A 12,286-nucleotide genomic window follows, 5' to 3' on the forward strand; every position below is an offset into this window, starting at 1 on the left:
CTCGATCACAATCTGAAATGGCCGACCATGCCCTTGAGATCCGTGCCCAACTGCGCCAGCTCGACGCTCGAGCGGGCGTTGTCCTGCATGGCCAAGGCAGCTTGATCGGCGCTGCCGCGGATCTGCGTGACGCTGCGACTGATCTCCTCGGCCACCGAGCTTTGCTGCTCCGCCGCCGCGGCGATCTGCTGGTTCATCTGCTGGATCAACGACACCGCAGCCGCGATGCTGCCCAGCGCACTTTCGGTGTGCAGCGCATCGGCCACCGCCAGACGCACCAGCTCGGTACTGCCACGAATCTGCGACACCGACTGCTGGGCGTTGCCGCGCAGGCTGGCAACCAGGCGCTCGATCTCTTCGGTGGATTGCCGGGTGCGCCGCGCCAGGGCCCGCACCTCATCGGCCACCACGGCAAAACCGCGTCCCTGTTCGCCGGCCCGGGCAGCCTCGATCGCCGCGTTGAGCGCCAGCAGGTTGGTCTGCTCGGCGACGCTCTTGATCACTTCCAGTACGTCGCCAATGGTATGGATTTCGGCGCTCAAGCTGTCGATGCCAGCGCTGGCGGTTTCCGCCGCGGCAGCCAGTTGCTCGATGCGCTGCATGCTCTGGCGCACCACCTGCTGGCCTGACTCGACCTTGTCGTCGGCGCTCTGGGCCGCCTGGGCAGCCTCCTCGGCGTTGCGCGCCACATCGTGCACGGTGGCTGTCATCTGCTGCATGGCAGTGGCCACCTGCTCGGTTTCTTCCTTCTGGCTGCCCACCTCACGGTTGGTCTGCTCGGTGACGGCCGACAGCGCCTGAGCGTTGCCGGCTAGTTGCTCGATGCCCTGTTGCAGGCCGCTGACAATGCCGGCAAGCCCGGCGGCCATCTGCTGCATGGCCAAGGTAAGCTGGCCGACCTCATCGCGCCGCGTGGTTTCGGCCTCGACAACCAGATCGCCCGCAGCGATGCGCTGGGCCCGGGCGATCACACGCTTGAGCGGCCCGACCACGGCGCGGGTGATCAACCAGGCGGCGAGCACACCAACCAGCAAGGCCAGCGCGGTGGCCAGGGCGATGGCGACCGTGCTGCGGGCAAGTTCGCCCTGCATGACCTGCTCCTGGTTCGCATAGGCCTGGTTGACCCGCTGGGTGACCCGCTCGGCCTGGGCCTGCAACTGAGCCTTGATGCCCTGCTCCTTGGCGAGCAGATCGGTATATTCGTTGAGCTTGTCGGAGAAACTGGCGATGTGCCCTGCCACCTCGCCCAACACACTCTGATAACCGGTGTCGCTCACCGACGCCTTGAGCTGATCGACCAGGCTCGCCGCTTCCACGGTCTGGGCGATGCGCCCTTCGTTGACCGCCTCCTCCCCCTTGCGCCCCTGCTCCAGGCGCACCCGCGCCTCGTCCATGGCCTGCAGCATCAGACGCGAGACCTGCGCCACCTGGCCGGCCTGCTCGAGGAACTCGCTGCCCTGCTGGCCTTGGGACTGTTTGAGGGTGTAGGTGCCATCGTCGGTAAGACCTGACTGCAGCACATCGAGGTTATTGGAGACACTGGAGACCGACCAGCTGGCCATGTCCAAGGCCAGTTCCTTGGCCTGCACCGCTTCGACGAAGACATCGAAGGCCTGGCCATAGGCGGTCAGGTCGCCTTCGGTGGCAGCCAAGGCCGGGAGCGTGCGGGCACGCTCGATCAGGCTTTGCAGGTCCTTGCGCAAGGTTTCGGCTTCCTTGATGTCCGAGCGCAAAGCAAAACCCTGTTCGTGCTGACGCAACGTGAGCAGGTCGGTGTTGAACTGGCTCATCTGGCGCAGGCCATCGAAGCGCTGGCCCAGGCCCTGCAAGGCGAAGACGCCGATGGCGGCCACCGCCAGGGTCAGCAACAGCACCAGGGCAAAGCCCAGCCCCAGCTTGCGGGCCATGCCCAGGTTGGCCAGAACACCGTGCTTGGTCGCCCGCATCGCCCATTCCCCCTGCCAGTCCATCGCTGTTTTCAGGCTGCACGACAGCCCTTTTTCAGCCAAGAGTGGCAACTGCGCAACCCCACCCACAAGCCCCACCCGTCACAATGGTGTCAAATAGCTATGAGCGTGTCGCTTTCAGCGTGCTGAAGGTCGCCCTGCGTACCGAAAGAACGCCTGAGCCCGTTGGTCCTGCCCATACGCGACATTGATCCGCAGCCAGTCACTCGGCGCGCCCTGATGATCGAACGCACTGCCCGGCGTCAGCAGCACCGCGTTATCCAGGGCTACGCGCTCCAGGGCAGCAAAGTCGCGCCCGGGCGAGCGTACCCAGACGAACATCCCGCCATAGGGTTCGCAGAACACCTCCCAGCCGAACGCCTCCAGTTGCCCCAGCAGCTTGGCCATGTGCTGCCCCAGTCGCACCCGCAGACGCTGCACGCTCTTGCGGTAACTGCCATTGGCAAGCATCTGCCCCACTACCTGTTCGGCAAAGCGCGACGTACCGATGCCAGTGACCATCTTCAGTTCCGCCAAGCGGCCGATCAGCGCCGCATCGGCCACTAGGTAGCCCACCCGCAGCGAACTGCTCAGGGTCTTGGAGAAACTGGCCATGTAGATCACCCGCTGCTCGCTGTCGAGCGTGGCCAGGCGCGTGGCCGGGCCATCCTGAAAATCTGCGTAGATATCGTCCTCGACGATGCGCAAGTCGTGCTCGCGGGCCAGCTCCAGCAGGCGATAGGCGACCTTCGGCGTCAGGCTGGTGCCGGTGGGATTGTGATAGAGGCTGTTGGTGAACAGCACGCGCGGGCTGTGTTCGACGAGCAAGCGTTGGAGCTCGTCCAGGTCCGGCCCACTGGCCGTACGCGGCACCGGCAGCATGCGCACTTGGTGCTGGCGTAGCAGGTTGAACAGGTTGTAGTACCCCGGGCTTTCCACCAATACCACGTCGCCTGGGCGCAAGAGGGTGCGCACCAGCAGATCGAGGGCATGGCTGGCACCTTGGGTGGTGAGGATGCGTTCGGGGCCAGCGGCGATATCGATGCGCGCCAGGCGCTTGTGCAGTTGCTGGCGCAGGCTGGCCAGGCCCAGGGGCGGGCAATAATCGAACAGATCCTCCACTTTGCCACGGCTGACCAGGCGCACGGCCTGGGCCACCTCGGTGTTGGCACGCCATGCGCTGGGCAGCCAGCCGCAGCCGAGCTTGAGCAGTTCGTCATGGCCTTCACGAAACTGTCGCCAACTGCCATCCACCGCTTCGCCCCAGGCTTGCTCCTCTTCCAGCGGCAGGCCTGGCTTGCGTTCGGCGACGAAAAAGCCCGTACCGTGGCGCGCCTGAAGCCAGCCGCTGGCCACCAGGCGGTCATAGGCTTCGATCACACAGGCCGGGCTGACAGCCAGGTTGCTCGCCTGAGTGCGGATCGACGGCAGCCGCGCGCCAGGGCGCAGGCGTTGCTGTTCGATCCAGGCTTGCAACTGCTCGGTCAGTTGCTGGACCAGCGGGGTGGCGCAGTCACGATCCAAAACGATAGGCATGGGAAGTGTTCGCTGATTTTTGCCGAACAGTTAATCACAAATGCGCCGGGAGTGTGCCTTGTTGATGCAAGGGGAGCAGACCACTGTTGGTCGTACTGGCTCATTCGCGGGCAACCCGCGAGCAGCCGCTACGAATGACCTAAGGATGCCCAGATGCCCACCCGCTCAGCCCCGGCCCGCCTGGCCTTCGCCCTGTGCCTGATCACCCTCGCGGTGAACCTGCAGGCGCCCCTGTACATCGCCTACGCCGACCTCTCCGGCCAAGGCGCGGCCGCCACAGCGGTGGCCTTCTCCGGTTATGTGCTGGGCGTGTTGCCCGTGCTGCTGGCGTTGGGCGGCCTGGCGGACCGAGTCGGCCGACGGCCGCTGATTCTCACGGCCCTCGCCTTGTCCATGATCGCCACGGGACTGATGCTGCTCGCCCCGAGCCTGCAGACGCTGGGCCTGGCGCGGCTATTCCTTGGACTGGGCACAGGCCTGGCCTCAGCGACCGCCACCGCCTACATGAGTGAGCTGATGCCTGGCCACGACAGCGGGCGCGCTGCCACCTGGGTGACCGCCAGCACATCCCTGGGCTTTGGCCTGGGCGCTGCACTGACAAGCCTCTTCCTGCTGCGCGGCCCCACCCTGACGCCGGGCAGCTTCCACCTGCAACTGCTGCTCGCCGCCGTCGCGCTGGTGTTGGTCTGGCGCCTGCCCGAGCCGCGTCCTGCGCAGCGCGGCGCCATGCTGCGCCTGCCCTTCTACCCCAGGGGCAGCCTGGCCTATGGCTTGGCCATCCTGCTCGCCTGGGCCTGCGTAGGCCTGGTGATAGCCCTGTTGCCGGGGGTCTTGCGTCAACACGGGCTGAGCGCCTGGTCCGGTTTTTCGACCTTCTGCGTGATCAGCTGCGGCCTGTTGTTCCAGCCCATGGCACGTCGCATGTCCAGCGTACGTGCAACCTTGCTCGGATTGGCGATTCTTCCGTGTAGCTACGCCCTGCTCGCCTGGGGCGCCGACAGTGGGCGGCTGGCTGCCGTGCTGCTGGGCGCGGTCGCTGCCAGCAGCGCGTGCTACGGGTTCATTTACTTGGGTGGACTGGCGGCAGTGAACCAGTTGGCAGGGCCTGAGAAGACCCGGGCCAGCGCGGGTTTCTTCCTGCTGGCGTACCTGGGGTTCAGCCTGCCGGTGATCTTCACGGGGCTGCTCAGTGACCGTCTTGGCTCACGAACAGCGTTGGTGGTGTTTGGCGCCGTGTTACTCGCGGGGTGTGGAGTGGTTGCCTTGGCACTATGGTTGTCAGCACGGGCCCATTCGCGGGTAAACACGCTCCCACAGGGCTCGCGTTAGCGGACTGCCTGCACTTTTCAGCCGTGCAAATACCAGCCCCACAGGCACAGCGATGTTGATGAGAACACCGGAGAACCTGTGGGAGTGGGTTAACCCGCGAAAAGGCCGACGCAGCTTCAATTGGCCTCAAATAGCCGTGGCCCCACCATCGACAGCCAGACTATGACCGGTGGTGAAGGCCGCGCCATCGCTGCACAGATAAAGCACCGCACTGGCGATCTCCTCGACCTTGCCGATGCGTCCCACCGGGTGCATCGCGGCAGCGAACTCCGCTTTGCGCGGGTCGGACTCATAGGCCCGGCGGAACATGTCGGTATCGATTACCGCCGGACACACCGCATTCACCCGAATGCCCTTCTTGGCGTACTCGATCGCCGCCGACTTGGTCAGGCCGATCACCGCGTGCTTGGAGGCGCTGTAGATACTCATCTTCGGCGCCGCCCCCAACCCCGCGACCGACGCAGTGTTGACGATCGCCCCGCCGCCTGCGGCAAGCATCAGCGGTAGTTGGTACTTCATGCATAGCCACACGCCTTTGACGTTCACGCCCATGATCGCGTCGAACTGCGCCTCGCTGCCCTCTGCCAGACGGCCCTGCTCGATTTCGATGCCCGCGTTGTTGAAGGCGTAGTCCAGGCGACCGTAGGCTTCGATGATGCGCTCGTGCAAATGGCGCACCTCGGCGTCCTTGGTCACATCGCAGGCCACGAACAGCCCCTCACCACCGGCCTGGCGAATCAGCGCCACCGTCGCCTCGCCGCCCTCCACATCCCGGTCGGCCACCACCACCTTCAAACCCTCGACAGCGAACGCCTGTGCCGTCGACCGGCCAATCCCCGCCCCACCACCGGTGACCAGGGCTACCTGGCCGGAAAACGTCATGCTCATTACGGGCTCCTGAACGCTGATTCGTTATGAAGGCTGAGTCTAGTCATGACAGCCGCGCGCTGGGCAGCACGATCATCCAGGTGTATCGAGGTGTATTTGCGCAAGCAGTGAAACTTGATCGCCACCGGCCCTCGGGCTATCAAAGGGGTCTATCTTGAACGTTCAAGCTGCCTACCCCATTCCCAAAGGGAACCGCCATGCCCCAGACCAACCGCCGCTTCCTGCTCAGCAAACGCCCCGTCGGCGCCGTGCGCCGCGACGACTTCACCTACGAGCAGGTCCCCGTCACCGAGCCCGCCGAAGGCCAAGTGCTGGTGAAAAACCTCTACCTATCCCTGGACCCCGCCATGCGCGGCTGGATGAACGAAGGCAAGTCCTACATCGCCCCCGTCGCTCTCGGCCAGGTGATGCGCGCCCTGGGCGTCGGCGAAGTGATCGCCTCAAAGCACCCTGACTTCAAGCCCGGCGACCACGTCAACGGCCCGCTCGGCGTACAGGACTACTTCGTTGGCGAGCCCCAAGGCCTGTACAAGATCGACCCACGCCTGGCCCCCCTGCCCCGCTACCTCTCAGCCCTGGGCATGACCGGCATGACCGCCTACTTCGCCCTGCTCGACGTCGGCCAACCCAAGGCCGGTGAAACCGTTGTCCTCTCCGGCGCTGCCGGTGCCGTGGGCAGCATCGCCGGGCAAATCGCCAAACTCAAAGGCTGCCGCGTCATCGGCATCGCCGGTGGCCAGGAGAAATGCCAATACCTCAAGGACGAGCTCGGCTTTGACGGCGTCATCGACTACAAAGCCGAAGACGTCCTGGCTGGCCTCAAACGCGAATGTCCGAAAGGCGTGGACGTGTACTTCGACAACGTCGGCGGCGACATCCTCGACGCCGTGCTCAGCCGCCTGAACTTCAAGGCCCGCGTGGTCATCTGCGGCGCCATCAGCCAGTACAACAACAAGGACGCCGTCAAAGGCCCGGCCAACTACCTGTCGCTGCTGGTCAACCGCGCGCGAATGGAAGGGTTCGTGGTGATGGATTACGCCAAGGAGTACGGCAAAGCCGCACAGGAGATCGCCGGGTGGTTGGCCAGTGGCCAGGTGAAGAGCAAGGAGGATGTGGTGGAGGGGTTGGAGACGTTCCCGGAGGCGCTGCTCAAGCTGTTCAGCGGAGAAAACTTCGGGAAATTGGTGTTGAAGGTTTGAATCCAGCCTAAAAGCTGCGGCCCTGAGCCCGCTCCAACAGGTACGGCGGTGCTATTGAGCACCCCGAAAACCCTGTGGGAGCGGGTTCACCCGCGCAGGGCCGCACAGCAGCCCCAGACGAGCGACTATCAGCCGCGAATCTCGGCCACAACGGCCGCCAACGCCTGCGCCGGGTCCGCCGCCTGGCTGATCGGACGCCCGATCACCAGGTAATCCGAACCCGCGTCCAGTGCTTGGCGTGGAGTAAGGATCCGGCGCTGGTCATCCTGGGCACTGCCAGCAGGACGAATCCCCGGCGTCACCAGTTGCAGCGCCGGATGCGCCGCCTTCAGTGCAGGCGCCTCGAGCGCCGAGCACACCAGCCCGTCCATCCCCGCCTTCTCCGCCAACGCCGCCAGACGCAGCACCTGCTCCTGCGGATCCACATCCAGGCCGATCCCTGCCAAGTCCTCACGCTCCATGCTGGTCAGCACCGTCACACCGATCAGCAACGGCTGCGGCCCGCTACGCTTGGCCAGCTCCTCACGGCACGCCGACATCATGCGCAGGCCACCGGAGCAATGCACGTTGACCATCCACACCCCCATCTCGGCTGCGGCCTTCACTGCCATCGCCGTGGTGTTGGGGATATCGTGGAACTTGAGGTCGAGAAACACTTCGAAACCCTTCTCGCACAAGGTCTCGACAATCCCCGAAGCGCTGCTGGTGAACAGCTCCTTGCCGACCTTCACCCGGCACAGCGCCGGATCGAGCTGGTCAGCCAGCTTCAGAGCGGCCTCACGGGTAGGGAAATCCAGGGCGACAATCAGGGGCGTCTGGCAGGCGGGCATGGGCAGAGTCTCTTGGCAAGTCGAAATCGGCGCGCATTGTAAACGATGTGGCCCAGGCTTTGGGGCCGCGGATCAGGAGAATTGGCCCGGCACCCGGTCACTCCTATAATTGAACCAACGGAGACGGTAACGGCTCGAAACTAAGCGAGCGTTTGCCATCCATGGTCTACAAGGAGAACGTCATGCCCTGGTACGCCTGGTTGATACTGATCATAGCCCTTGGCTCGATCGTCGGCGGGTTGCTGCTGTTGCGCGACACGGCAAAGAAACTGCCATTGACCGAAGAGCAACTGAAGAAGATCCATGAGCGAAATGCCGAGGCCGATGCCAAGGATGCGCAGGACCGTTGATGCCTGATGGCCGACCCTGGCGGATCGGCCACTCCCCTACTGGTTACTCTGTCACGACCAGCTTGTCCCGGTTTCGCTCCAGAAGCGCGTTGCCGATGCCCTTGATTTCCAACAGTTCATCCACCGACGCGAACGGCCCGTTGGCCTCACGATAGGCCACGATCGCCTCGGCCTTGGCCCGGCCGATGCCGTTGAGTTCCTTTTGCAGGGTCAGGGCATCGGCGGTGTTGAGGTCGAGCTTGGCGGGTTGGGTAGCGGTGGCGCTGGTGGTCACCTTGGTTGCGGCCAGCTCGGTGGCTGGGGGAATAGCTGGATTAGGGGCGGCGCTGAGCGAGAAGGACAGGCCGGTGAACAGGGGGAGGAGGAGGTAGGAAAGGATGGTGTTGCGCATTTTGGGCACTCCTGTGAAATGCGGGTTTAGGGGGCAGCGTTTCCGGTGCTGCCGTGATAAGGCTAAAGGGTCGCAGGAGGACGTTGGAAGGGGTGATAGGTTTGAAAATAGTTACTGAATTGGTCAACTAACGTTTTATTTACCGTCAGCCGTAGTAGGAATGGAAGAACTCTATCAGATCAGATCCGTTGTATAGTGCTGCAGGAAGGAAGTGTCAGATTTTTTGTGTGCGGGCCGGTAATGGCCTGCCGTCAGGCAGGCCCTGACTTAAACGCCGCAGAGGCATCCTCGATAGCTTCTGCGGTCATCAGGCCCTCACCGAACTGCTCCAGCAGCTCTTTGGGGATTTTGGGCAGGTCACGCAGGGGGTTCTTTTTGGTTGGCATACATGCACCTCTTACTCATGTTATGCCCGAACACAAAATTTCTGACACCCTCTGCAGGAAAGCACGAACTTGTAAAAAACATTAATACGGAAACAGCCGCGACTTAGCATTCTTGAATCGCATTAATACCTTGAATCTACACCTACAATCGAATCCAGCCAGCCCAATTATAAAACTCGACTTACTTGACTCCAAGGCGCTCGAGACAACCGATTCCAAAAACTTTCACAGCCTCATATCACCCTAGACGACAAACCACGCGCGAACAACACCACTCGCTCTTTGGCGAACCGGCGCCGAGTTGAAATCAATTATTCGCTATTGACCCGAAATATATTTCTGATACAGCCAGTCAACGATCTCGCCATCCGGACCATAACCCACCACGACTTCCCGCAAAACTTGTCTCACTCGATTAAAATCGTTAGCAGACAGGGCACCAAACAACGAATCAAGTTTAGACTTAAGCTCCCCCCAACTTAAAAATAACTCATCTGCACACATAATCATCGGATGAGGCGTTTCGTAAACTTTGTCGCCAATCAGAAGCTCTTCATAAAGCTTCTCACCTGGACGTAATCCAGTGAACTCGATCGCAATGTCACCTTGCGGATTTTTATCAGACTTGACGGTTAAGCCAGATAAATTGATCATTTTTTCGGCGAGTTTGGCAATCATCACCGGCTCGCCCATATCAAGCACGAAAACGTCTCCCCCCAGCCCCAAAGAACCTGCTTGGATAACAAGCTGCGCTGCTTCAGGAATGGTCATAAAGTACCGAGTAATTTTAGGGTGCATGACGGTCAGTGGCCCCCCCATCTTGATCTGCTTGTGAAAAAGCGGGATAACCGAACCCGAAGAGCCAAGAACATTACCAAAACGCACCATTGTGAAGCGAGTTTTGTTGGCACTTGCGATATTGGCAGCATCACCGTACAGCACCGGCGCCATCTCTTTGCTCAATGCCTGCAGTACCATTTCGGAAAGTCGCTTGGTACTGCCCATCACATTAGTAGGGCGCACGGCTTTATCGGTAGAAATCAGAACAAAGCTATCGACGCTTGCCTGCAACGCTGCTTGTGCTGTACTAATGGTCCCCATCACGTTGTTCAATATTCCCTCAGCAATATTGTGCTCAACCATTGGCACATGCTTATAAGCAGCCGCGTGATAAACAGTATTAACGCGCCACAGCCGCATCAAATTGAACAGTTTACTCTGATTACAAACGGTACCAAGGAAAGGTAATATTTTAGTCGGCAACGCTTCACGGCGCAGGCGCTGTTCCAACTCCGCATGAATACTGTAAAGATTAAATTCACTATGATCAAATAACAGAATGATAGTAGGTTGCAAGGATAAGATCTGCCGGCATAATTCAGCACCTATTGACCCTCCAGCCCCTGTCACCATCACAACCTGCCCAGTGACGCATCGAGCTAAAAGCTCTTGCTGCGCAGGAACAGGGTCCCGACCCAATAGGTCAGCAATGTCAACCTCTTGAATATCGTCAACTTTGACGCGCCCACTCGCAAGATCCATGAAACCCGGCACGCTACGGACATGCAACGGAAAACTCTCTAGGGACGTCAAAATCGCTTTACGCCTGGATCGACTTGCAGAGGGAATTGCTAACAAGATTTCCTCGGCTCCCGTCACTTCGATCATACGTTGGATATCCGAACCGTGATAAACCTGCAGGCCTGAGATAACGCTGTTGGTCAGACTAGCGTCATCATCGATAAATGCTACCGGCCTCATCATCCGGCCCATTCGCAATGCTACCGCCAACTGATTACCTGCTGCGCCAGCACCGTAAATTGCCACCTTTGGTAATCCGCTGTCTCGATTGGTAAATGGCACATGCTGGGTAGCGGCGAACCAATCACCTAGAAAATACTGGCGCATCAGCAGACGCAGACCACCAATAAACACCAAGCTTACCCACCAGTAATTGAAGATGATCGAACGGGGCACTACAACTTTATGATTGCTGTACCAGTAAACAATCAGCGCAAGGATGAGAGCCGAGAGGCTAACGGCCTTGAATATGGTAATTAACGCATCATTACCAAAATAGCGCATCACTGCACGGTACATGCCGAAACGGATGAAGATAGGAATAGCAATCAAAGGTGCAACTGCCAAAAGCCATATATGATCAAATACCACGTGGGCCTTTTCGATGCCTAGACGGATCACAAACGCAAGACAGACGGATACCCAGACAAGTAGGATATCAGTCATTACCTGGATCGCTCGCTTGTAGCGCCGAGGCAAGGACTGCAACCGTGCTTTAATTGGACTCATATACCAACTGAACCTCTCTTTGCGACCCGCTCTATCTTTCTTCCAGGCGTAGTGCTTTAGCTCTTACTCGAGCCCGTGCAGCCAAGGGGACACCCTCACCCATGCTCTTGACCACCAGCATTGTATTTGATCGCAAGAAGTAGTAGAGGAAAATACGCTATCAATATGCCCATAAAACCATCCAGCCAGCCGCCAGCAACTAGCAGCGATAGCGGCAACAGCCATAGGACATTAACCGCAACTATAACAACGGTGACAGGTAGGTGGCGGCCATGCCGGCGCGAAGCGAACTGGTACGCATGGCTCCGGTGAGCTTCGTAAAATCTCTCGCCCCTGACCATCCGCCGCACCAACGTGTAGGTGGCATCCACCACGAACACCCCCAGCAGAATTAGCCAGCTCCAAAACAGTTCCGGTGCCGCCTGAGATGCCTGGATCGACAAGGCCGCCAGCATCAACCCAAGAAATCCGCTGCCGGCATCACCCATGAATATCCGCGCAGGAGGAAAATTCCACAGCAGAAATCCGCTGGTCGCAGCAGCGAGCAACGATGCAGGCGCAATCAATGCTGTATGACCGCCGATCAGTGCGGCCAGCGCGCCTCCCAGGCAGGTGGTTATTGCCTCTGCGCTGGCAATACCATCAATACCATCCATAAAGTTGTAGAGGTTCAACATCCAGACCAGATAAAGCCCACCGAGCAAGTAACCTACCCAACCCAAGTTCAGCACGTGGCCAAAAACCTCGAGACCAGGCAGTCCCCCCACCCAACTCATCAACCACCCTGCGGCCAGGAAGTGCCCCAACAAACGCCAACGAGCAGGAATATGTCCGTGGTCGTCCAGGAAGCCAAGCGCCGCCACTGCACAACCCGCTCCGAGCATCGCCCAGGCCCAACCACTGTTCAGAGTGCCTGTAACCAGTAACCCCACCAGCGCAAGCAGGTAAGCCAAAACGATCGCCACACCACCGCCACGGGGGGTCGGCTGACTATGAGAACTGCGTGCGTTGGGCACATCGAGCAATTGCCTGGCCAGTGCGTATCGCCTCAATCCTGAGGTACCGGCGTATGAAGCGATGAAAACCAGGACGCACGCCAAACACCAGATCAACATTGGTTA

At 60.3% G+C, this 12,286-nt stretch carries 11 protein-coding genes and 1 pseudogene; 3 read left to right on the plus strand and 9 right to left on the minus strand.

Annotated elements, in window-relative coordinates; translation table 11 throughout:
* Window positions 1-5: 5 nt before the first annotated feature.
* The 3 genes and pseudogenes from J5X93_RS28625 to J5X93_RS19010 all read right to left on the minus strand — a co-directional run bounded on the left by J5X93_RS28625 (window position 6) and on the right by J5X93_RS19010 (window position 3,482).
* Window positions 6-878, minus strand: coding sequence for a methyl-accepting chemotaxis protein (locus tag J5X93_RS28625; RefSeq protein ID WP_372240735.1), 873 nt, complete (start codon window positions 876-878; stop codon window positions 6-8).
* Window positions 879-914: 36 nt separating this feature from the next.
* Window positions 915-1,970: pseudogene (locus tag J5X93_RS28630) on the minus strand (methyl-accepting chemotaxis protein); the annotation flags it as partial.
* A gap of 114 nt (window positions 1,971-2,084) precedes the next feature.
* Window positions 2,085-3,482, minus strand: coding sequence for an aminotransferase-like domain-containing protein (locus J5X93_RS19010; protein WP_090343731.1), 1,398 nt, complete (start codon window positions 3,480-3,482; stop codon window positions 2,085-2,087).
* A gap of 153 nt (window positions 3,483-3,635) precedes the next feature.
* Between J5X93_RS19010 and J5X93_RS19015 the strand changes: the two genes are divergently transcribed.
* On the plus strand, window positions 3,636-4,811 hold the full coding sequence (locus tag J5X93_RS19015; protein WP_102082376.1) for an MFS transporter: 1,176 nt from the start codon (window positions 3,636-3,638) through the stop codon (window positions 4,809-4,811).
* Window positions 4,812-4,937: 126 nt separating this feature from the next.
* Here the strand turns inward: J5X93_RS19015 and J5X93_RS19020 are convergent, their stop codons facing one another.
* Entirely contained in the window at window positions 4,938-5,699 is a 762-nt protein-coding gene (locus J5X93_RS19020; protein WP_070573175.1) for an SDR family oxidoreductase, read from the minus strand.
* Between the two features lie 197 nt (window positions 5,700-5,896).
* On the opposite strand from J5X93_RS19020, the gene J5X93_RS19025 reads away from it, so the two are divergent.
* Window positions 5,897-6,898, plus strand: a complete 1,002-nt coding sequence (locus J5X93_RS19025; protein WP_102082375.1) for an NADP-dependent oxidoreductase — start codon at window positions 5,897-5,899, stop codon at window positions 6,896-6,898.
* A 128-nt stretch (window positions 6,899-7,026) separates the two neighbouring features.
* Here the strand turns inward: J5X93_RS19025 and pyrF are convergent, their stop codons facing one another.
* On the minus strand, window positions 7,027-7,728 hold the full coding sequence (pyrF, locus tag J5X93_RS19030; RefSeq protein ID WP_102082374.1) for an orotidine-5'-phosphate decarboxylase: 702 nt from the start codon (window positions 7,726-7,728) through the stop codon (window positions 7,027-7,029).
* 182 nt (window positions 7,729-7,910) lie between these two features.
* Between pyrF and J5X93_RS19035 the strand changes: the two genes are divergently transcribed.
* On the plus strand, window positions 7,911-8,078 hold the full coding sequence (locus J5X93_RS19035; RefSeq protein ID WP_070573170.1) for a DUF2897 family protein: 168 nt from the start codon (window positions 7,911-7,913) through the stop codon (window positions 8,076-8,078).
* A 43-nt stretch (window positions 8,079-8,121) separates the two neighbouring features.
* On the opposite strand, the gene J5X93_RS19040 is transcribed toward J5X93_RS19035, so the two are convergent.
* From J5X93_RS19040 to J5X93_RS19050, 4 genes are all read right to left on the minus strand, one after another.
* A complete protein-coding gene (locus J5X93_RS19040; protein ID WP_102082373.1) occupies window positions 8,122-8,469 on the minus strand; it encodes a ComEA family DNA-binding protein in 348 nt (115 codons plus the stop codon).
* A 251-nt stretch (window positions 8,470-8,720) separates the two neighbouring features.
* Window positions 8,721-8,855: a hypothetical protein gene (locus J5X93_RS28325; protein WP_275094153.1), complete on the minus strand. Its 135-nt coding sequence runs from the start codon at window positions 8,853-8,855 to the stop codon at window positions 8,721-8,723.
* Window positions 8,856-9,173: 318 nt separating this feature from the next.
* A complete protein-coding gene (locus J5X93_RS19045; protein WP_102082372.1) occupies window positions 9,174-11,165 on the minus strand; it encodes a polysaccharide biosynthesis protein in 1,992 nt (663 codons plus the stop codon).
* A gap of 95 nt (window positions 11,166-11,260) precedes the next feature.
* Complete coding sequence (locus J5X93_RS19050; RefSeq protein ID WP_102082371.1) at window positions 11,261-12,280, minus strand: MraY family glycosyltransferase; 1,020 nt, start codon at window positions 12,278-12,280, stop codon at window positions 11,261-11,263.
* Window positions 12,281-12,286 lie beyond the last annotated feature (6 nt).

The sequence above is a fragment of the Pseudomonas sp. BYT-1 genome (assembly GCF_023611805.1).
Classification (GTDB): domain Bacteria; phylum Pseudomonadota; class Gammaproteobacteria; order Pseudomonadales; family Pseudomonadaceae; genus Aquipseudomonas; species Aquipseudomonas guariconensis.